This window comes from Tolumonas osonensis (genome assembly GCF_014202415.1).
In the GTDB taxonomy this organism is placed as follows: domain Bacteria; phylum Pseudomonadota; class Gammaproteobacteria; order Enterobacterales; family Aeromonadaceae; genus Tolumonas; species Tolumonas osonensis.
The window spans coordinates 284797-305602 of sequence record NZ_JACHGR010000005.1 but is presented as its reverse complement, the minus strand read 5'-3'; the positions used below and the strand labels follow the sequence as shown (position 1 = coordinate 305602).

Annotated in this window: 16 protein-coding genes and 1 pseudogene; 13 read left to right on the top strand and 4 right to left on the bottom strand. The window is 48.6% G+C overall.

Going from position 1 to position 20806, the window contains the following annotated elements; all coding sequences use genetic code 11:
- Positions 1–178: 178 nt before the first annotated feature.
- The 12 genes and pseudogenes from HNR75_RS09055 (at position 179) to HNR75_RS09000 (ending at position 14463) form a co-directional block, all read left to right on the top strand.
- Positions 179–559, top strand: a complete 381-nt coding sequence (locus tag HNR75_RS09055) for an STAS domain-containing protein (RefSeq protein WP_188026648.1) — start codon at positions 179–181, stop codon at positions 557–559.
- Between the two features lie 71 nt (positions 560–630).
- Positions 631–1365, top strand: a complete 735-nt coding sequence (gene mtgA, locus HNR75_RS09050) for a monofunctional biosynthetic peptidoglycan transglycosylase (protein ID WP_188026647.1) — start codon at positions 631–633, stop codon at positions 1363–1365.
- Between the two features lie 183 nt (positions 1366–1548).
- Complete coding sequence (gene tig, locus HNR75_RS09045; protein WP_188026646.1) at positions 1549–2859, top strand: trigger factor; 1311 nt, start codon at positions 1549–1551, stop codon at positions 2857–2859.
- Positions 2860–2944: 85 nt separating this feature from the next.
- Positions 2945–3568: an ATP-dependent Clp endopeptidase proteolytic subunit ClpP gene (gene clpP, locus HNR75_RS09040; RefSeq protein ID WP_188026645.1), complete on the top strand. Its 624-nt coding sequence runs from the start codon at positions 2945–2947 to the stop codon at positions 3566–3568.
- 75 nt (positions 3569–3643) lie between these two features.
- Positions 3644–4924 (top strand): ATP-dependent protease ATP-binding subunit ClpX, encoded by a 1281-nt coding sequence (gene clpX, locus HNR75_RS09035; protein WP_188026644.1) that lies wholly within the window; start codon positions 3644–3646, stop codon positions 4922–4924.
- A 139-nt stretch (positions 4925–5063) separates the two neighbouring features.
- Positions 5064–7412 carry an endopeptidase La gene (lon, locus tag HNR75_RS09030; RefSeq protein WP_188026643.1) on the top strand — a complete coding sequence of 783 codons (2349 nt, stop codon included), beginning with the start codon at positions 5064–5066 and terminating at the stop codon, positions 7410–7412.
- Between the two features lie 137 nt (positions 7413–7549).
- Positions 7550–7825 (top strand): annotated as a pseudogene (locus HNR75_RS09025) (HU family DNA-binding protein); the annotation flags it as partial.
- Positions 7826–7956: 131 nt separating this feature from the next.
- On the top strand, positions 7957–9873 hold the full coding sequence (locus tag HNR75_RS09020; RefSeq protein WP_188026641.1) for a SurA N-terminal domain-containing protein: 1917 nt from the start codon (positions 7957–7959) through the stop codon (positions 9871–9873).
- A gap of 214 nt (positions 9874–10087) precedes the next feature.
- Entirely contained in the window at positions 10088–10633 is a 546-nt protein-coding gene (proQ, locus tag HNR75_RS09015) for an RNA chaperone ProQ (protein ID WP_188026640.1), read from the top strand.
- Positions 10634–10644: 11 nt separating this feature from the next.
- Positions 10645–12654, top strand: coding sequence for a carboxy terminal-processing peptidase (gene prc, locus HNR75_RS09010; protein WP_188026639.1), 2010 nt, complete (start codon positions 10645–10647; stop codon positions 12652–12654).
- 134 nt (positions 12655–12788) lie between these two features.
- Positions 12789–13973: a formate-dependent phosphoribosylglycinamide formyltransferase gene (gene purT, locus HNR75_RS09005; RefSeq protein WP_188026638.1), complete on the top strand. Its 1185-nt coding sequence runs from the start codon at positions 12789–12791 to the stop codon at positions 13971–13973.
- 16 nt (positions 13974–13989) lie between these two features.
- The gene (locus HNR75_RS09000; protein ID WP_188026637.1) at positions 13990–14463 is read left to right on the top strand and encodes a methylated-DNA--[protein]-cysteine S-methyltransferase; all 474 of its coding nucleotides are present in this window, start codon (positions 13990–13992) and stop codon (positions 14461–14463) included.
- Positions 14464–14559: 96 nt separating this feature from the next.
- Here the strand turns inward: HNR75_RS09000 and asnS are convergent, their stop codons facing one another.
- The 3 genes from asnS to HNR75_RS08985 form a co-directional block, all read right to left on the bottom strand.
- Positions 14560–15960 carry an asparagine--tRNA ligase gene (gene asnS, locus HNR75_RS08995; protein WP_188026636.1) on the bottom strand — a complete coding sequence of 467 codons (1401 nt, stop codon included), beginning with the start codon at positions 15958–15960 and terminating at the stop codon, positions 14560–14562.
- 131 nt (positions 15961–16091) lie between these two features.
- Positions 16092–16889, bottom strand: a complete 798-nt coding sequence (locus tag HNR75_RS08990) for a HAMP domain-containing protein (protein ID WP_188026635.1) — start codon at positions 16887–16889, stop codon at positions 16092–16094.
- 190 nt (positions 16890–17079) lie between these two features.
- Positions 17080–18414, bottom strand: a complete 1335-nt coding sequence (locus HNR75_RS08985) for a 6-phospho-beta-glucosidase (RefSeq protein ID WP_188026634.1) — start codon at positions 18412–18414, stop codon at positions 17080–17082.
- Positions 18415–18533: 119 nt separating this feature from the next.
- Here HNR75_RS08985 and HNR75_RS08980 point away from each other — a divergent pair, with 119 nt between their 5' ends.
- Positions 18534–19541 (top strand): LysR substrate-binding domain-containing protein, encoded by a 1008-nt coding sequence (locus HNR75_RS08980; protein ID WP_188026633.1) that lies wholly within the window; start codon positions 18534–18536, stop codon positions 19539–19541.
- Here the strand turns inward: HNR75_RS08980 and bioA are convergent.
- Positions 19491–20762: an adenosylmethionine--8-amino-7-oxononanoate transaminase gene (bioA, locus tag HNR75_RS08975; protein ID WP_188026632.1), complete on the bottom strand. Its 1272-nt coding sequence runs from the start codon at positions 20760–20762 to the stop codon at positions 19491–19493. The two genes, HNR75_RS08980 and bioA, sit on opposite strands and share 51 nt — an antisense overlap.
- Between the last annotated feature and the right edge of the window lie 44 nt (positions 20763–20806).

Genomic DNA, 20806 nt, shown 5'->3' with positions numbered 1-20806 from the left:
CATTTTTTTGTGTCAGGCAAAAGTGCATTTACTATTGATATATTAAATTTTCATTAATTATCAGCTGGTTATGTTGAATGTTAAAATTTATTTAAATTATTGGCATATTGTGTGCTTTGTTTCACCGGAAAGATCAATTTCGCCAGATGTGATCGGCTTAAACTATTCCGGGGTTAAAATGCCTGTCATTACTTATACGATGAATCATACGCTGGTGCTGACGATCGATGGCGAGCTGGACCATGCGACAGTTGAAGAGATCCGGCGGATTTTCAACTCGCTGATACAAAAGCATTCTGACGTGCTGGTTGATCTGAGTTCTGTTTCCTTCATTGATTCAGCCGGAATCGGTTCCCTGATTTACCTTTATAAACAGCTGCAGGCCAATGGCCGCCGTCTGCGCCTCATCTGCAAACCGGGACAGCCCCGGGAGTTACTGTCTATCCTGCATATTGATCGCTCCATCACCTGTTATCTGTCTATCCGTGATTTTCTGGCGGATATTTCAGATAAACAATCAAAAACCTGTTTGTCTGACAGCGTTTCACTGGTTATTTAGGTCACTGGATGCTCGCCAGATTTTTCCGGTTTAGTTAAACTAGCCACATTGGAACTATCAGATTTTTCTCTATGCTGGCTGTCTGTCGTAATATCCTGAGTTTTGATGACCTGTCATGGAAAACATGGCTGAAAAAGCTATTGCTTCTGGGGCTGATCTGGTTTTGCGTCTGGCACCTGTGGGTTGTGTTACGCATCGTCAGCTACACCTGGTATAACCCATCCTCAACGTCGTTTATGGAAGAACAGCTAGCCATGTTGCAGCTGGAGAATTCAAACGTAAAGAAACGTCACACCTGGGTTCCGTACACCTCCATTTCCAAACCATTAAAACGGGCTCTGATTGCGGCCGAAGATGCCAAATTTCTCGATCATGACGGTTTTGACTGGGATGGCATTGAAACCGCCTGGGAAAAAAATCTGAAAAAAGGAAAGATAGTTGCGGGTGGCTCTACGATCAGCCAGCAACTGGCCAAAAATCTGTTCCTGAGTTCGGATAAAACACCATGGCGTAAACTGGATGAAGCGCTGATTACGGTGATGCTGGAAACTATTCTGGATAAACAACGGATATATGAGATATATCTGAACGTGATTGAATGGGGCGAGGGGATTTATGGCGCCGAAGCCGCTGCCAAATATTATTTCGGCGTATCGGCCAAACGTCTCAGCGCGTATCAGTCCGCCTATCTTGCGGCCATGGTGACCAATCCACGTTACTATCAGGCGCATCGTCGTTCGGCGCATCTGTCACATAAAGCCGGTGTCATCCTGAGAAGAATGCGTCAGTCCGATATTCCGGACTGATTAATTTGATCCGGCCAGAAAAAACGCCAGGTTATGCAGACCTCCCTCGACTCGCAGAATCTCCATCGCTATAATGGCACGTCATTTTGTAACCGTCGCAATTTGCGCATTTTATTTAGTGGTGGTTAACCGACCACCAACAATAGTAACAGCACCCGATGCTGAGTTTTACGAGGTAATGCAATGCAAGTTTCTGTAGAGACGACCCAAGGTCTGGAACGCCGTCTTACCATCACTGTACCAGCAGACAAGATCGAAAAAGAGTACAACAGCCGTTTGAATCAGGTTGCCAAAACTCGCCGTATCGATGGTTTCCGTCCTGGTAAAGCGCCAAAAGCACTGATCCAGAAAATGTACGGTGACGCTATTGTGGCTGATGTGGCTGATGCAGTTATGCAACGCCATTTTGTTGAAGCACTGGTTGCCGAAAAACTGAACCCGGTTGGCGCACCAACTCTGGAGCCAAACCAGCTGGTTCCTGGTTCTGACTTCACTTTCACTGTTTCTTTCGAAGTCTATCCTGAATTCAAAGTGCAGAACCTGGACGCTATCAAGGTAGAAAAACCAGTTGCTGCTGTTTCTGACGCTGATCTGGACAAAATGCTGACTACTCTGCGTAAACAGCACGCTACCTGGACTGAAACTGACGAAGCAGCTGCAAACGACCTGCGCGTAACCATGGACTTTGTTGGTTCTGTTGACGGCGTTGAGTTCGACGGCGGTAAAGCTGACGGTTTCGCACTGGTTCTGGGCGCTGGCCGCATGATCCCTGGTTTCGAAGATGGCATCCTGGGTAAAAAAGCAGGTGAGTCTTTCGATATCGAAGTAACCTTCCCTGAAGATTACCACGCTGAAAACCTGAAAGGTAAAGCAGCCAAGTTTGCTATCAAACTGACCAAAGTGGAAAAACAGGAACTGCCAGAGCTGGACGCTGAGTTCATCAAACGTTTCGGCGTTGAAGACGGTTCTGTTGACAGCCTGAAAGCTGAAATCCGCAAAAACATGGAACGCGAACTGACCCAGGCTCTGAAAGGCCAGGTTAAAGAACAGGTTCTGGCTGGTCTGCTGGAACAAAACCAGATCGACGTACCAAAAGCGGCAGTAACCCGTGAAGTTGAAGCACTGCGTCAGCAGGCTCTGCAACGTTTCGGCGCTGCTAACAGCAAAAACGTTCCTCAGCTGCCAGACGAACTGTTCAGCGAACAGGCAGAACGTCGCGTACGCGTTGGTCTGCTGTTAGGCGAAGTGATCCGTGAACAGGACATCAAAGCTGACGACGCACGTGTTAAGACACTGATCGAATCTCTGGCTACTGCTTACGAAGATCCGTCAGAAGTGGTTGATTACTACTTCCAGAACGAGCGCCTGCTGAACAACATGCGTGACCTGGCTGTAGAAGACCAGGCCATCGAATTCCTGCTGAGCAAAGCGCAAGTTACTGAAAAAGAAACTTCATTTGATGAAGTAATTAACAAAGCTGGCGCTGCTGCGTAATCAGAAATTGACTGATCACACAATCTAATGCGTATAATGGCCCGAAAGCGAAAGTGTTCGGGCCATTTTTTTAGGTATTCTGACTATGACCAATTTGTTCAATGATCAAATCTCATCTCCGTTGAATTCTCTGGTGCCGATTGTTGTAGAACAAACTGCACGGGGTGAGCGTTCTTACGATATCTATTCTCGCCTGTTAAAAGAACGAGTGATTTTTCTGACTGGTCAGGTTGAAGACCAGATGGCAAACCTGATTGTGGCTCAGCTGCTGTTTCTGGAATCTGAAAACCCGGATAAAGATATTTATATCTATATTAACTCTCCGGGTGGGTCAGTGACTGCAGGTATGGCTATCTATGACACGCTGAAATTTATCAAACCGGACGTCAGCACCGTCTGTATGGGACAGGCCTGTTCCATGGGCGCGTTCCTGCTGTCTGCCGGTACCAAAGGCAAACGTTTCTGCCTGCCGAGCGCCCGGGTGATGATTCACCAGCCACTGGGTGGCTTCCAGGGCCAGGCATCCGACATTCAGATCCATGCTATGGAAATCCTGAAAATCAAAGAAAGACTGAATACGTTGCTGGCAGATCATACAGGTCAGCCACTGGAACGGATTGAGCGTGATACTGATCGTGATAACTTCATGTCAGCTGATCAGGCTGTTGAATATGGTCTGGTCGACGCAATCCTGAACAAACGCACCTGACAGACTGTTCTTTCTGCGCTACATTCAGAGGATGTGTAGCCATAAGCACGGAATCGTAAGTACAAGAGGTTTTGAATGACAGATAAACGCAAAGACAGTGACCATAGCAAACTGTTGTATTGCTCATTTTGCGGCAAGAGTCAGCATGAGGTCCGTAAACTGATCGCTGGTCCGTCAGTTTATATTTGCGATGAGTGCGTCGATCTGTGTAACGATATTATTCGTGAAGAGATCCGTGATATTGGTGGTACACGTCCTCATGCGACGGAACTGCCAACACCGCATAAGATCCGGGCGCACCTGGATGATTATGTAATTGGTCAGGATCTGGCCAAAAAGGTACTGGCTGTTGCGGTATATAACCATTACAAACGTCTGCGTAGCGGTAGCGCGGCGGATGGCGTTGAACTGGGTAAATCCAACATTCTGCTGATTGGTCCTACCGGTAGTGGTAAGACGTTGCTGGCCGAAACACTGGCGCGCCTGCTGGATGTACCATTTACTATGGCTGATGCCACCACACTGACTGAAGCAGGCTATGTGGGGGAAGACGTAGAAAACATCATCCAGAAACTGCTGCAGAAATGTGATTACGATGTGGAAAAAGCACAGCGTGGTATCGTTTATATCGATGAAATCGACAAGATCTCGCGTAAATCCGATAACCCGTCCATTACCCGCGACGTTTCTGGTGAAGGCGTACAGCAGGCGTTGCTGAAACTGATCGAAGGCACTATCGCGGCTGTTCCGCCACAAGGTGGCCGTAAACATCCGCAACAGGAATTCCTGCAGGTTGATACCTCAAAAATCCTGTTTATCTGCGGCGGCGCTTTTGCCGGTCTGGATAAAGTCGTTGAACAGCGTACTGCACAGAATGCAGGTATCGGCTTCAACGCTGAAGTGAAATCAAAAGATAAAAAGGTTTCCCTGTCAGAATCGTTTGCGAAGGTTGAACCGGAAGATCTGGTGAAATACGGTCTGATCCCTGAGTTTATCGGTCGTCTGCCGGTTGTGGCCACCCTGACCGAACTGGATGAAGATGCACTGATCCAGATCCTGGTTGAGCCGAAAAACGCACTGACCAAGCAGTATCAGGCACTGTTCAAGCTGGAAGGCGCCGAGCTGGAGTTCCGTGAAGATGCCCTGCGTGCAATCGCTCACAAGGCAATGGAACGTAAAACCGGTGCCCGCGGTCTGCGTTCTATCGTTGAAGGCGTATTGCTGGATACCATGTATGACCTTCCATCCGTGGACAACGTCAGCAAAGTGGTTGTCGATGAACATGTCATTAATGGCGAAACACAGCCAATCATGATCTATGACAATCCGGAAAAACAGGCTGCATCAGCAGAGTAATTGTTTGAAATGTGAGCAAAAGGAAGGGGCTTCGGCCCCTTTCTTATTTTTTGGCACAAATGAGATTGAATATCAGAGAAATAGCCCCATATACTGATTCTATGCTCAGCTTTCAGGCTCAAGCCAAGAGAATAATTCTATGAATTTACAGCGTTCAGATCGGACAGTGTTACCTGTTCTGCCGCTCCGGGATGTAGTGGTATATCCCCACATGGTGATCCCGTTATTTGTCGGCCGTGAAAAATCGATCCGTTGCCTGGAAGTGGCAATGGAACAGGATAAAAAAATTCTGCTGGTGGCACAGAAAGATGCCGGCACGGATAATCCCGAGCTGTCAGATCTTTATCCTGTTGGTACCATTGCTAACATTCTGCAACTGCTGAAATTGCCCGACGGCACAGTAAAAGTGCTGGTCGAAGGCGCAGAGCGTGTGTTGCTGGAAGAATTGACGGACGAAGAAACCTATTACGTTGGTATCGTTCTGCCGATGGAGTCTGTTGATATTCCGGAAGCAGAAAGCGATGTCCTGGTTCGCTCTGCGGTTAGCCAGTTTGAAGGTTATATCAAACTGAATAAAAAGATCCCACCGGAGGTATTAACCTCCATTGCCGCGATCGATGATCCGGTGCGCCTGGCTGACACCATGGCCGCACATATGCCGCTGAAACTGGAAGACAAACAGAAGGTTCTGGAGATCCCTGAAGTTTCAGAACGGCTGATGTTTTTGATGGCGAAGATGGAATCCGAAATCGACCTGTTGCAGGTGGAGAAACGGATCCGCTCCCGCGTCAAAAAACAGATGGAAAAAAGTCAGCGCGAGTATTATCTGAATGAGCAGATGAAAGCGATTCAGAAAGAGTTAGGTGAGCTGGATGAAAACACACCTGATGAGTTTGAAGCGCTGCATAAAAAAATCGAAGATGCTGGTATGACTGATGAAGCCAGAGACAAAGCGTTTGCTGAACTGGCTAAACTGAGAATGATGTCGCCAATGTCTGCCGAGGCAACCGTAGTACGCAGCTATATCGACTGGCTGATTGCGGTGCCCTGGAAAGTCCGCACCAAAGTGAAGAAGAATCTGCAACTGGCTGAAAAAGTGCTGGATGAAGATCACTATGGTCTGGAGAAAGTTAAAGAACGTATTCTTGAATATCTGGCGGTGCAAAGTCGCATTAACCGGCTGAAAGGGCCGATTCTGTGCCTGGTTGGACCGCCGGGGGTGGGTAAAACCAGTCTGGGCCAATCGATTGCCAAAGCGACCGGACGTAAATATGTCCGTATGGCGCTTGGTGGTGTCAGAGATGAAGCTGAAATCCGCGGCCATCGTCGGACCTATATCGGTTCGCTGCCGGGCAAGCTGATCCAGAAGATGGCTAAAGTCGGGGTTAAAAACCCGTTGTTCCTGCTGGATGAAATCGACAAGATGTCTTCCGATATGCGCGGTGATCCGGCTTCTGCCTTATTGGAAGTGCTGGATCCGGAACAGAACAACACATTCAGTGATCATTATCTGGAAGTGGACTATGACCTGTCGGATGTGATGTTTGTGGCAACGTCTAATTCCATGAATATTCCTGGTCCGTTACTGGATCGTATGGAGGTTATTCGTCTGTCCGGCTACACCGAAGATGAAAAACTGAATATCGCCAAACGCCATCTGTTACAGAAACAGATTGAACGTAATGGTCTGAAGCCGAATGAAATCACGGTCGATGACTCTGCCATTATCGATATTATCCGCTATTACACCCGTGAAGCGGGCGTACGTAGTCTGGAACGTGAAATATCCAAAATCTGTCGTAAAGCGGTGAAAGCGATACTGCTGAACAAGGATCTGAAGCAGGTTACGGTGAATGCCGGCAATCTGAAAGATTATCTGGGTGTTCAACGTTTCGACTTCGGCAAGGCAGAGGAACACAACCAGGTAGGGCAGGTTGTTGGTCTGGCGTGGACAGAGGTTGGTGGCGATTTGCTGACAATCGAAGCCACCAACGTTCCCGGAAAAGGGAAGCTGACTTTCACTGGTTCACTGGGTGATGTCATGCAGGAATCTATTCAGGCGGCCATGACCGTGGTCCGGGCCCGGGCAGAAACCCTACGTATCAATCCTGACTTCTACGAAAAACGTGATATTCATGTTCACGTACCGGAAGGTGCAACACCGAAAGATGGTCCGAGTGCCGGTATCGCCATGTGCACCGCGCTGGTTTCCAGTCTGACAGGTAACCCGGTTCGTGCGGATGTTGCCATGACAGGGGAAATTACATTACGCGGCGAAGTGTTGCCGATTGGTGGTTTGAAAGAGAAGTTGCTGGCTGCTCACCGCGGTGGCATTAAACGCGTGGTGATTCCGTTTGAGAACACTAAAGATCTGGAAGAAATTCCGGACAACGTAAAACAAGACCTTGAGATTTATCCGGTTCGCTGGATTGATCAGGTTCTTGAGCTGGCACTGCAGGACCCTGTTGAGCGGGTCAGTGTTGCATAATCAGATGTTTTTTACGCGAAAGCGTGAATCCTGACGATTACTGATATAAAGCCGGTTGCAAACCGCAACCGGCTTTTGTATAACCGAGAGCTGTTTTCTAACGGAATAACCAGCCGCAAAAAAATCATAAGGGGAAAGAAGTGAATAAATCACAGTTGGTTGACAAAATTTCCGAAAGCGCGGATATCTCCAAAGCTGCAGCAGGTCGCGCTCTGGATGCTTTCATTGAAGCTGTAGGTGAAGCGCTGAAAGAAGGTGATCAGGTTTCTCTGGTCGGTTTTGGTACCTTCGCAGTGCGGGAACGTGCCTCACGCTCAGGTCGCAACCCTCAGACCGGTGCTACCATTGAAATTGCTGCATGCAAGCAACCTGCTTTCAAAGCAGGCAAAGCATTGAAGGACTCTGTTAATTAATTTGTCCCGGATGAATTCAATTAATAGTCTTATCGGCCGGAATACGTTTTTCTTTGTTCCTGCCGACCATAGAGCGCATCCTCTGATGCGCTTTTTGTGTTTATATCCACTGCATCAGGAGCATTAGATACATGCTGATGGATAAATTGCGCGATGGCGCCCAGAGCCGTGTCGCGAAAATTATTTTTTGGTTAATTATTCTGTCATTCGCATTGGCAGGTGTTGGTAGTTACATTAACCGTCCGGCCAGTAACGATCCTGCAGTCGTTGATGACGATGTCATCTCTGCTCAGATACTGGAACAAAGCTATCAGAATGAGCGGGCAAGAATGCAGGCTCAGTATGGTGATGCTGCCGCACAATTGCTGAACAATCCGCAGTATCTGACTCAGCTGAAAAAATCAGTGCTGGAACGTCTGGTTAACCAGTCTATTCTGAACAGCAAAGCTCAGAAAGCGGGTATCCATCTGGGCGATGAGCAGGTAAAAGAGATTATTCGTCAGATGCCGGAATTCCAGACGGATAATAAGTTTGATAACCAGAAGTTCGTGACTGTGTTATCCCGGGCAGGATATACGCCAGAATCATTTGCTAACTCTATGCGCCAGGATCTGGCCCGTCAGTACTGGCTGGATGGTGTATTGACCACCGAGTTTGCATTGCCTGCTGAAGTTAAACGTCTTGATGCTTTGTATCAGCAAACTCGTGATGTGAAAATGATCACTATTCCGGTCGAAACCTTCAGCAAGCAGGTTACTGTGACCGATCAGGAAATAGAGGCATTTTATAAAGAACATAGTAATGAGTTCATGCAGTCAGAACAGGTAAAACTGAACTATGTTTTGCTGGATTCAGCTGAACTGGCAAAGACTATCCAGCCAACAGACAGTGACCTGAAAGCTTACTATCAGAAGAATGCGGATCAGTTTACTGAGCCGGCACGACGTAAAGTGGCTCATATTCTGATTACAGAGAAAGACGACAAGGCTGCACAGAAGAAAGCGGACGAGTTACTGGCCAAGCTGAAATCCGGCGCTGATTTTGCCCAGCTGGCAAAAGAATCATCTGCTGATACTTTATCTGCCCGTCAGGGTGGGGAACTGGACTGGTTTGAAAAAGGCGTTATGGATCCTGCTTTTGAACAGGCGGCATTCGCGTTAAATCAGAAAAACGAGCTATCTGCTGTTGTTAAGTCATCTTTTGGCTATCACATCATCAAACTGCTGGATAAGCAGGATGCCATTGTCACGCCATATGACAAGGCTTTGCAGGTTGTTCGTCAGAAGTATTCGGATGAAAAATCAAAAGAGCTGTTCGCTGATCAGCAACAGAAGCTGTCCGATATCGGTTTTGAAAACCCGGATTCGCTTGATGCTGTTGTTGAAAGTCTGAAACTGACGCTGCAGAAAACAGATTTCATTACCGCACAGCAACTGCCTGCTGCGATCAATGTACCTGCAATCAGAGAACAGGCTTTTGCCGAAAATCTGCGTGATGAAAACACGAACTCCGAGGTCATTGCTGTTTCTGATACAGCGGCGGTAATGCTGCATGTCATTGACTATAAACCTGCCAGTGCCAAACCACTGACCGAAGTAAAAGATCAGGTTGTAGCGAAACTGAAAGCAACTAAAGCAGCTGAAAAAGCACGAGCTGAAGCAGTCGCCTTACTGGAAAAAGTAAAGGCTGGTCAGGCAATTGATGAACAGCTGACCAAACTGAATGCCAAAGTCGAGGAGAAAAAAGGAATGGCCCGTTTTGGCACTGACATTCCGGCTTCTCTGGCTCAGGTTGTTTTCAGACTGGCAAAACCCGCGGACAAGATGGTAAGCGCGGGCTTGTATAGCGACGAACTGGGTAACCAATCCGTTCTGGTGCTGGAGAAAGTTATTTCTGCGCCGGAATCAGCTGATTCGCCGTTACAACAAGGCTTGTCTCAGCAAGTCATCAAGCTGAAACAAGAAGAGACTTATGGCGCACTGATCGAACAGTTGCGACAGAAAGCGGATATCAAGTATGCCGCTGAAACCAAAGAGTCGACTGATTGATATGTTGATGAGTCAAGGCAGAAGTAAATCTTCTGCCTTGTTTTTCGATAGATAAAAATTATGTGTAAAACATGCGCTGCTTTCGTCAGAATGCATGTGTGAAAGGCAGTCAGGCGTTGAAAATAGTATATAAGCACAGTATAACGTTCTTATATTTTATAAAGTCTGCTACATGAATTACTGGTACAACAATCTAGATTTTTTAAGGTCGTAAATGGAAAACAACGAAAAAATCAACAACAGCAAAGAATTGATTGCATATCTTTCAGAACTGTTTCCGGCTTGTTTTATAGCTACAGGTGAAGCTCGCCCGCTGAAAATTGGTATTTTCCAGGATTTGGCTGCCCGGTTGGCTGACGACCCGAGAGTTTCCAAAACTGTACTGCGTTCAGCACTGCGTCAATACACCTCCAGCTGGCGTTATCTGCATGGCCTGCGTCCGGGTGTGATGCGTGTTGATCTGGATGGTAATCCGGCTGGTGAATTGACAGAAGAGCATGTAACTCATGCGAAAAGTGCATTAAAAGAAAGCAAAGATAAAATTTTCTCTTCCCGCCGTAAAACCAGCAACGGTAAATCTGCTAAACAGAAAAGACCGACTGTCGATCTCTCTACCCTGAAAACCGGGCAGCAGATCAAAGTGATGGTTGGTAAATCACCTGTTACAGGTAGTATCAAAGAAATTACCCGGGATGATGTTCAAGTTGAATTATCTTCGGGTATGCAGGTGCGCGTAAAAGCGGAACACCTGGTTCCTTAAGGAGCGCTATTTTGAGAGTAAATTTGTTCAAGAGCACTGCAGTTGCACTTGGCGTATTCTGTGTGGGGCTGGCATATGCGGTGCCCCCTCCAATCTCTGAAAGTTCTTTGCTGCCGTTGTCGCAGGAAGAACAGCATTCAATTGCCAGCAAGCGTATTTCCGCTTTATTTACCCGTAGTCACTACAAGCATTTTGTTCTCGATGATCAAATTTCACAGCGTATTTTTGATCTCTATCTCCAGGCGCTGGATTATAACCGTAGTGTTCTGCTGGCTGCTGATGTCGCCAATTTCGAATCGTTCCGTAATCAGTTCGATGATGCGTTACAAACCGGCGATCTGAAAAATGCTTATGCAATGTATAACCTGAGTACGAAGCGTCGCTATGAACGCTATTCGTATGCGTTGTCTTTGCTTGATACACCTATGTCATTTGATGTGACAGACAAATATGAGTTTGATCGTAGCAAGGGCGCCTGGCCGAAAGATGAAGCCGAGGTCAACGAGCTTTGGCGGCAACGGGTCAAGTATGATCAGCTAAACCTCAAACTGGCTGGCAAAAAGCCATCAGAAATTAAAGAATTACTGACCAAACGTTACAGCAACGCGATTAAACGTCTGAAACAGGATGAAAGTGAAGATGTTTTCCAGGCGGTGATGAATGCGTATGCCCGGTCTATTGATCCTCATACCAGCTATCTTTCTCCGCGTAATGCAGAGCGGTTCAATTCTGAAATGAATCTGTCGCTGGAAGGGATTGGTGCCGTTTTGCAGGCGGATGACGATTTTACCGTCGTGCGTTCACTGATTCCGGGCGGCCCGGCAGATAAAACCAAGTTGTTACGTCCGGATGATCGGATCACCGGCGTGGCGCAGGGCAAGGGTAAAGTCATCGATGTTATCGGCTGGCGCCTGGATGATGTAGTCGAGCTGATCAAGGGCCGGAAAGGCACCAAGGTCCGTCTTGAAATCCAGCGTGGTAAAGGGGCGACACATCAGACTCAGGTGATCGAACTGACCCGGGATAAAGTCCGTCTGGAAGATCGCGCCGCCAAATCACAGGTTATCAAGACCGGCGGTAAGAAAATTGGCGTCATTGAAGTGCCGAGTTTCTATGTCAATCTGCATCTGGATGTGCAAAAAGAGCTGACCAAGCTCAACGCACAGAAAATTGATGGGCTGATGATTGATCTGCGAAACGATGGCGGTGGCGCGCTCACGGAAGCCACTGAACTGACGGGCCTGTTTATGAAACAGGGGCCGGTGGTGCAGATCCGCGATACCATGGGCCGGGTGGCTGTTAACGAAGATACTGATGGTAAGTCATATTATGATGGTCCGATGACGGTATTGATTGATCGTTACAGTGCGTCAGCTTCAGAGATTTTTGCGGCAGCCATGAATGATTATGGCCGTGCGCTGATCATCGGGGAAAACAGCTTTGGCAAGGGGACTGTGCAGCAGCATCGGGCTTTGGGCAAAATCTATGATTTCTTCGAAAATGAATTAGGTCACGTACAATATACCATTGCCAAGTTCTATCGTATTGATGGCGGCAGTACCCAGAATAAGGGTGTTCAGCCGGATATCGGCTTCCCACCACTGGTTGACCCGACAGAAACGGGTGAAAGCGTGGAGCGGAATGCGTTGCCATGGGACAAAATCGAACCAGCCAAGTATACCAAACTGGGCGATTTCACCGCATTATTACCGAAGCTGAAAGAGTTACATCAGCAGCGGGTAAAAACCGACCCCGAGTTCAAATATGCGGAAGAAGATATCGCATGGTATCAGACAGAGAAAAACAAGAAGTATATTTCTCTCAATGAGGCTGAGCGAATCAAGACCCGTGACGAGCAGGATGCGAAAGCGCTGCAGCGAGCCAATGAGCGTTTGACCCGGATGGGTAAACCAGTAGTGAAATCGCTGAATGATCTTCCGACTGATATAAAATTCCCGGATGGTTATCTCCACGAGGCGGCGAATATCACCGCCGATCTGGTCCGGTTAGGCCAGTCCTGATAATTCTGCAAAGGGGATGAGAAATCATCCCCTTTCTTTTTGTGCTATCTTTTCCGCTTCTGGTTGCTCTGCTGTCAGATATTTGTATGATCGGCAGGCTAAACTTCCGTTATTTCATTCAGGGAACAGAGATTATGTCTTTTCTAGGAACTCCATATTCCAATGGCGCTACCCGTGCAATGCTGCTGGGTTCCGGCGAGCTGGGCAAGGAAGTTGCAATCGAGTTGCAGCGTCTTGGCGTGGAAGTTATTGCGGTCGATCGCTATGCAAATGCTCCGGCAATGCAGGTTGCGCACCGTAGTCATGTGATCTCTATGCTTGATGGAGAAGCGCTGAGTCAGTTAGTGCAGCAGGAAAAACCGCATTTCATTATTCCGGAAATCGAAGCTATTGCGACAGAAACGCTGCAAAAACTGGAACAGGACGGTTTCAATGTCGTACCAACAGCTTTAGCAACCCGTCTGACCATGGATCGTGAAGGTATTCGTCGTCTGGCGGCAGAAACATTGAAGTTGCCAACTTCTCCTTATTTCTTTGCAGAGACAGAAGCAGAGTATCAGCAGGCGGTGGAACAAATTGGTTTCCCGTGTGTGATCAAGCCTGTCATGAGTTCTTCCGGGAAAGGTCAGAGTGTTGTGCGCAAAGCCGAACAGGTAGCTGCAGCATGGCAATACGCTCAGGAAGGCGGACGTGCTGGCCGGGGACGTGTCATTGTTGAAGGTTTTGTCCCTTTCGATTACGAAATCACACTGTTGACCGTGAGCGCTGTTGATGGTATTCATTTCTGTGCCCCGATTGGTCACCGTCAGGAAGACGGCGATTATCGTGAATCCTGGCAGCCTCAGGCGATGAGTGATGCATTGCTGGAAAAATCGCAGCATGTGGCTCGTGAGGTGGTGAAAGCATTGGGCGGCTATGGTCTGTTCGGTGTTGAGTTGTTCATCAAAGGCGAAGAAGTCTACTTTAGTGAAGTTTCTCCTCGTCCGCATGATACCGGCATGGTGACTCTGATTTCACAGGATATGTCCGAGTTCGCCCTGCATGTACGCGCTATTCTAGGTTTGCCGATCGGCAAAATTACGCAATACGGATCTTCTGCCTCCGCCGTTGTTCTGCGCGAAGGCACCTCAACGGATATCCGCTATGGTAATTTGTCCGCCGCGCTGGCACAAATTCCGGGTTCACAATTGCGTCTGTTTGGTAAGCCGGAAATTGCCGGCCGTCGTCGTCTGGGCGTGGCTCTGGTTCGTGCTGAAAATATTGAGCAAGCAATCGGGCTGGCGAAACAGGTCGCTGCGGCGGTAGAAGTCAAATTCTGATAGGAACAGGTGATTTATGACGATTGCAGTGAGTGTTTTTCAGTCTCCCGTAGGATATTTTCGCTTACAGGCGACAGAGTCCGGTCTGCAATCGTTGCATCTGAATTACGTTCCTGATGATGCTGAGAACATAGAGAGCCCATCTCATCCTGTTCTTGTGATGGCTCATCAGCAATTGCAGGAGTATTTTGCCGGGAGCCGGAAAGAATTTTCTGTACCGCTGGCTATGCAGGGTACGGAGTTTCAGCTGGCAGACTGGCAGGCCCTGCAAACGATACCGTATGGTTCTACCGTCAGTTATAAGGCGGTAGCCGAACAAATCGGACGACCTAAGGCTGTACGTGCTGTGGGCATGGCGAACAACCGGAATCCGATAGCCATTATCGTGCCTTGCCACCGTGTGGTTGGCGCTAATGGCAGTCTGGTTGGCTATGGTGGTGGACTAGCCATGAAGCAGTGGTTGCTTGCGCACGAACAGAAGTATCGCTGATCAGGTAGCTGATTATTACAGGCGAAAGTAACCACAATACATAAAACAAAGGCCAGTACATGATGACTGGCCTTTATTCTTTCCGGAATACGGTGATTAGTATTCTGCGTTACGCGGGGTACGTGGGAATGGAATCACGTCACGTACGTTGCCCATACCGGTAACATAAACTACCAGGCGTTCAAAGCCCAGACCGAAACCGGAGTGAGGTACAGTGCCGTAACGACGCAGGTCGCGATACCACCAGTAATCTTCCTTGTTCAGGCCCATTTCAGCCAGACGGGCATCCAGTACGTCCAGACGTTCTTCACGCTGTGAACCGCCGATGATTTCCCCGATGCCTGGAGCCAGTACGTCCATCGCGGCAACGGTTTTACCGTCATCGTTCAGGCGCATGTAGAACGCCTTGATGTCTTTCGGATAGTTTTTAACGACGACCGGTGCTTTGAAATGTTCTTCCGCCAGATAACGTTCGTGCTCGGAAGACATGTCGATACCCCATTCAACCGGGAATTCAAAGGTACGACCGCTGTTTTTCAGGATTTCGATCGCATCGGTGTAATCAACCTGCGCGAAATCGGCTTTGACGAACTGTTCCAGACGAGTGATGGCGTCTTTATCGACACGCTCGGCAAAGAATTCCATATCGTCACGACGTTCGTTCAGAACTGCGGTGAAAACATATTTCAGCAGTTTTTCTGCCAGTGCCGCGTTATCGTTCAGGTCGGCAAACGCGACTTCAGGCTCAACCATCCAGAACTCGGCCAGATGACGGCTGGTGTTGGAGTTTTCTGCGCGGAATGTCGGACCAAAGGTGTAAACCTTGGACATGGCACAGGCGTAGGTTTCCAGGTTCAGCTGACCGGATACGGTCAGGAAGGCTTCTTTACCGAAGAAATCCTGGTTGTAATCAATCGCGCCTTTATCTGTACGTGGCAGGTTTTCCATGTCCAGCGTAGAGACACGGAACATTTCACCAGCACCTTCACAGTCAGAAGCAGTGATCAGCGGGGTAGCGATCCACATAAAGCCTTCATCATGGAAGAAACGATGAATTGCCTGAGCAATACAGTTACGTACGCGGGTAACGGCACCCATCATGTTGGTACGAACACGCAAGTGGGCATGTTCACGCAGATATTCCACAGAATGGCGTTTTGGTGCCATCGGGTAGGTGTCCGGATCTTCAACGAAGCCCAGCACTTTGACGTCATCAGCAGCAATTTCAAACTGCTGGCCTGAGCCTTCAGACGCTTTTACTACGCCGGTGACTTCAACAGAGCAGGAGGTGGTCAGACGCAGTACATCGCTTTCGTAATTTGACAGGGTATTTGGTACGACGGCCTGCACAGGAGCAAAACAGGAACCATCATGAATAGCCAGGAACGAAATACCAGCTTTGGAATCACGACGGGTGCGGATCCAGCCTTTTACTGTCAGGGTGGTGCCAACGGCGTATTTACCCTGCAGCACGTCAACTACGGGAACGTGAGTCATCTGAATTACTTCTCCATTTAATAATTATATTTGGCTTAGCCAATATGAAAATGTCTCATCTTACCTTGGTGAGCGAATGTCTCAAGGCTAATGTATGACTGAATCGTCTTTTTATGCCGGAGCGGTGTTTTTTAGCTCAGCGGAGGGGGTCTTTGGTTATCATCCCATTCGGCTTGGGGGATATTCTGTCTGCCTTCGCCGACTTTCACTGACAGCCGTTCCATCAGCTGATTAAAGCTGTCATTCAGCTGATCAATTTCATCATTCTGAACAATTGGCAGGCGAGTGGATATGTCATCAAAGTCGGTGACATCATCAATTGCCTGCCGCAATTTTTGCAGCGGCAGAACAATCTGTTTACGGATAATCGTCAGTGTCATCAGTAAGACACCACTAAAAATCGCAGAAAGCATGATGGCTGAAATCAGAATGTGTTGTTCCACGGCATCCAGCTGTTTATCCAGTGAGTACTCCAGCCGGATTGCCGCAATAGGCTTGGCGTTCGGAGCAGTCTGTTCCGGGTTGTAGTAGGGCATCAGCGCGACGATAGTCGTCCGGCCATTGTGACTGATGGTTTGTTGTAGCTGTTGTCCCTGTAACGCCATTTTTTCCTGCTGATCTGCGGGCAGGTTTTTGTTATCAGCCGGAGCAGATGCGGCGCTGTTTTGATCCTGGATCCATTTTACTTTCAGGACATATTCCTGTCGGAGCAGGTTTTGCTGAAATGCTTCCACACGTTCAGGATGATCATTAATGATTTGATTCAGACCATTCCGGTGACTTTGCAGCAGCGATGAGACATGTTCTGTACTCAGTTTAAGAACCAGCTCTCGTTCACGGAAAGCCTGATACAGCGTGGTACTGATTAAGACCAGAGAGAAGATGATCAGCAGAATGAAACAGATTTTTCCGGTAATGGAAATACGCATTACAGAATCTCGTTGCCTGAAACGGGTTTAGTCTAACAGAGCGTACTTTTCTGTTCGATATTTAATTCGGATTTGCAAATAAGAAAACCGGGAGTTAACACTCCCGGAAAAAACGCATCCTGCGTTTTGACACACACGGGTACACTTTAGAGAACTACCGGGAGGACGGCATTGCGCCGTCCTTTGTAACTTATTTCAGGTTGGCTTCGTAGTAAGCCTGGAACTGAGGCATATACTGGATGTTTTCACGGATAGTTTCATCCAGTGCTGCTTCCAGTACTTTGCCATTTTTAACCAGCGGGTTCAGCGTCAGGGCACGCAGTGCACTCTGATAATCGCCGTTTACCGCTGCATCAATGGTAAAGCGTTCAAACGTTTTCATCAGTTGCAGCATGGCCAGTGTGTCCGGGTCAAATGGCGCAACGTTCAGAGGCATCGGGCCTGACTTGGTGATCACTGATGTGACTTCCACTGCGCAATCATCCGGCAGACCGGCAATGGTGCCATTATTGCGGGTGTTAACGTGCATCAGAGTACGCTTGTCGTTATAGATGGCACTCATCAGATCACAGGCTGCATCGGAATAGTACTGACCACCGCGGCCTTCCAGCTCTTTTGGTTTAACGTACAGATCCGGATTGCTGTAGATCTCGAACAGTTTTTCTTCCAGTGCTTTTACCACTTCACCACGGGTACCTTCAGTTTCTGCTTCATGGACAGATTTCTGGTAGGTGTCATCAGAGCTGAAGTAATAACGCAGGTACGGACATGGGATCTGATGGCGGTTTGCCAGCAATTTACGTGGCCATTTCAGTGACGGAATGTTTTTCGGATTGAAGGCCTGGTTGTCATTCAGGAACTCTTCCAGCGCATAATCCATCTTGTCTTCGCCCTGATAATTCACCTGACGGGCAAAGATAAAGTGGTTAAGACCTGCAACCTGGACGAAAACATCTTGTTCTTCGGCATTCAGTACCTGAGCCATGCCTTTTTGCATCAGTACGGGTACGTTGCACAGGCCCACAGTTTTAACTTTGGTATGACGCAGGACCGCTTCAGTAACCATGCCTGACGGGTTGGTGAAGTTCAGTAACCAGGCGTTCGGGCTGTATTTTTCGATATCGCGGCAGATATCCAGGGTTGCCGGAATAGAACGTTGTGCTTTGGCAAAACCACCCAGACCGTTGGTTTCCTGACCTAACATGCCATATTTCAGGGAGATGCGTTCATCACGGATACGGGCATCCAGACAGCCTACGCGGAACTGAGAGCAGACGAAATCGACATCGGTCAGTGCTTCTTTACGATCCTGTGTCAGGATGACTTTTACCGGCAGACCGGCATGTTCAAACATGCGACGGGTCAGGGAAAGAATGATTTCTGCTTTATGCCAGCCTTCATCAATATCGACCAGGCGCACTTCAGTGATTGGCAGCTGGCTGCTGCGGGCAATTAAGCCATCAATCAGTTCAGGGGTATAGCTGGAACCAGCACCGATAATGGCAATTTTCAGATCTTTTTTCATGACTTCGTTGTCCTTTGTTTGTGTCTATGAAAAAAGTGTAACCGGTTTCATCTAATCTAAAAGCGAAATAAATCACACTATGGATTAATATGATTAATGTATAGGTAGGAGAGAAAACCATGTTAGTAGAACAGAGCATGCTGGCGCTGTTGCATACCTTTGAGGTGTCAGCCCGGCACCTGAGCTTCACCAAGGCGGCGGAAGAACTGTTTCTGACGCAGGGGGCCATTAGTCAGCGGATCCGTCGTCTGGAGGAGTTGCTGAAATTCAAGCTGTTTATCCGGCTGACGCGCAAACTGGTACTGACCCCGGAGGGAGAACAGTTGCTGCAGGCATTAACCAGCTCATTGCAGCAGATCAATGAAGTGATTGAAGATATCCGGTTTAACGAGCTCAGAGGCATGCTCTGTATTGGTTTGCCGTCTGCGTTTGGTCAGTTATGGTTAATGCCCCGGCTTACCAGTTTTAAAACCATGTACCGCTCGCTGGATCTGTTGTTTTACGGTCAGCATGGTTTGCCGAATTTTGAAACCGAGCCGGTGGATATGGCCGTTTATTATGGCAATGCCAGTCTGCCGCATCTGCATTCCTGGCCGTTACTGGAGGAGTGGCTGGTACCGGTCTGTAGCCCGGAATATGCGGCCAGCCACGGGTTGCTGAGCGAAGACAAGACGGACTTCAGAAAATGCTCGTTGCTACATTGTACTGAATCGCTGGAACAGTTTGAGTTTGGGTATGAATGGCAGCACTGGAGCCAGGCAACCGGGGTGGTGTTACCGCATACCAACCGGAAATATGTGTTTAATCAGCACGCCATGGCGTTGGAAGCAGCCAAACATGGCATGGGACTGGCTATGGGGCGTTGGTTCCTGGCGATGCCGGCAGTATTACGAGGTGAACTGGTTGTGCCGGTGGATTATAAAATTCCGTCCGGCATGGGCTATCAGCTTTTTTGCTCCCGCGAACATGTTCAACGCCCGCGTTATCAGGCGTTTGCACAGTGGTTGCAGCGTACCATTCAGGAATGGGAGGAGATCAAGGAAGCATCGTTATCAGCAGAGCATCCTTTTATTTATTCAGATCATGGTATTGAGCCCGATGCCGATTGCGTGTGTGAGCTGCCTTAATTCGTCAGATGGCATAACAAAAGGCGGCATGATGTAGATCAGTCGCCCGAACGGGCGGATCCAGACGCCTTGTTCTACGAAAATAGCCTGCAGTTCTGCCATATTGACGGGGTTCCTGGTTTCCACCACGCCAATGGCGCCCAACACCCGGACATCTGCGACAGCAGGATGATCCCGGTAAATAGCCAGCTCTTCATGCAGCTGTTTTTCTATCTGACAGACGCGTTGCTGCCAGGGCGAATTCACTAACAGATCCAGCGAGGCGTTGGCGACGGCGCAGGCCAGCGGATTCCCCATGAACGTCGGGCCGTGCATCAGTACACCCGCCTTGCCGTTACAAATGGTCGTTGCGACTTTTTCAGTGGTGAGTGTCGCTGAAAGCGTCATGTAGCCACCGGTCAGCGCTTTACCCAGACACATGATATCCGGCGTAATACCGGCCCATTCACAGGCAAACAGTTTACCGGTACGGCCGAAGCCAGTCGCGATTTCGTCGACAATCAGCAGGATCTGGTAGTCATCGCATAACTCTCTTACCCGGCGCAGATATTGCGGGTGATAAAAGCGCATACCACCGGCACCCTGAACAATCGGTTCCAGAATAACGGCGGCAATCTCGTGCTGATGTTCAGCCAGCATTACGGCGAAATCAGCGATATCGTCTTCCTGCCATTCCTCATCTGGTTTGCACTGAGGCGCGTTGGCAAACAGGTGTTCTGGCAAAAAGCCGGTATAGAGTTCGTGCATACCGCCCTGCGGATCACAGACACTCATCGCACCAAAGGTATCGCCATGATAACCGTTGCGGATAGTCAGAAAACGATGCCGTGGTGTGCCTTTACTGTGCCAGTACTGGATGGCCATTTTCAGTGACACTTCCACTGCGACAGATCCGGAATCAGCCAGAAAGACACGATCCAGACCATCCGGCGTCAATTCAACCAGCTTATGGCACAAATCAATGGCGGGCTGGTGAGTGATGCCGCCAAACATGACATGCGCCATATCCTGTAGCTGGCGCTGAATCGCGTTGTTCAGTTCCGGTACGTTGTAGCCGTGAATGCAGGCCCACCAGGACGACATGCCATCGATCAGGCGGCGACCATCCTCCAGTTCGAGATAAACACCCTCGGCGCGTTTCACCGGATAGACCGGCAGTGGTTTTGTCAGAGAAGTATAAGGGTGCCAGATATGCTGGCTATCAAATTGCTGATTGTTCATTATTTGTCCTGATGTAAATATCAGATTTCATTTTTGATTGACAG

What these genes read in the sequence shown, in the direction of transcription:
- clpX (WP_188026644.1), top strand. Translation starts at nt 3,644, where the DNA reads ATGACAGATAAACGCAAAGACAGTGACCATAGCAAACTGTTGTATTGC.
- HNR75_RS09055 (WP_188026648.1), top strand. Translation starts at nt 179, where the DNA reads ATGCCTGTCATTACTTATACGATGAATCATACGCTGGTGCTGACGATC.
- HNR75_RS08980 (WP_188026633.1), top strand. Translation starts at nt 18,534, where the DNA reads ATGTTAGTAGAACAGAGCATGCTGGCGCTGTTGCATACCTTTGAGGTG.
- clpP (WP_188026645.1), top strand. Translation starts at nt 2,945, where the DNA reads ATGACCAATTTGTTCAATGATCAAATCTCATCTCCGTTGAATTCTCTG.
- mtgA (WP_188026647.1), top strand. Translation starts at nt 631, where the DNA reads ATGCTGGCTGTCTGTCGTAATATCCTGAGTTTTGATGACCTGTCATGG.
- proQ (WP_188026640.1), top strand. Translation starts at nt 10,088, where the DNA reads ATGGAAAACAACGAAAAAATCAACAACAGCAAAGAATTGATTGCATAT.
- HNR75_RS08990 (WP_188026635.1), bottom strand. Translation starts at nt 16,889, where the DNA reads ATGCGTATTTCCATTACCGGAAAAATCTGTTTCATTCTGCTGATCATC.
- purT (WP_188026638.1), top strand. Translation starts at nt 12,789, where the DNA reads ATGTCTTTTCTAGGAACTCCATATTCCAATGGCGCTACCCGTGCAATG.
- HNR75_RS09000 (WP_188026637.1), top strand. Translation starts at nt 13,990, where the DNA reads ATGACGATTGCAGTGAGTGTTTTTCAGTCTCCCGTAGGATATTTTCGC.
- HNR75_RS09020 (WP_188026641.1), top strand. Translation starts at nt 7,957, where the DNA reads ATGCTGATGGATAAATTGCGCGATGGCGCCCAGAGCCGTGTCGCGAAA.
- lon (WP_188026643.1), top strand. Translation starts at nt 5,064, where the DNA reads ATGAATTTACAGCGTTCAGATCGGACAGTGTTACCTGTTCTGCCGCTC.
- tig (WP_188026646.1), top strand. Translation starts at nt 1,549, where the DNA reads ATGCAAGTTTCTGTAGAGACGACCCAAGGTCTGGAACGCCGTCTTACC.
- HNR75_RS08985 (WP_188026634.1), bottom strand. Translation starts at nt 18,414, where the DNA reads ATGAAAAAAGATCTGAAAATTGCCATTATCGGTGCTGGTTCCAGCTAT.
- asnS (WP_188026636.1), bottom strand. Translation starts at nt 15,960, where the DNA reads ATGACTCACGTTCCCGTAGTTGACGTGCTGCAGGGTAAATACGCCGTT.
- bioA (WP_188026632.1), bottom strand. Translation starts at nt 20,762, where the DNA reads ATGAACAATCAGCAATTTGATAGCCAGCATATCTGGCACCCTTATACT.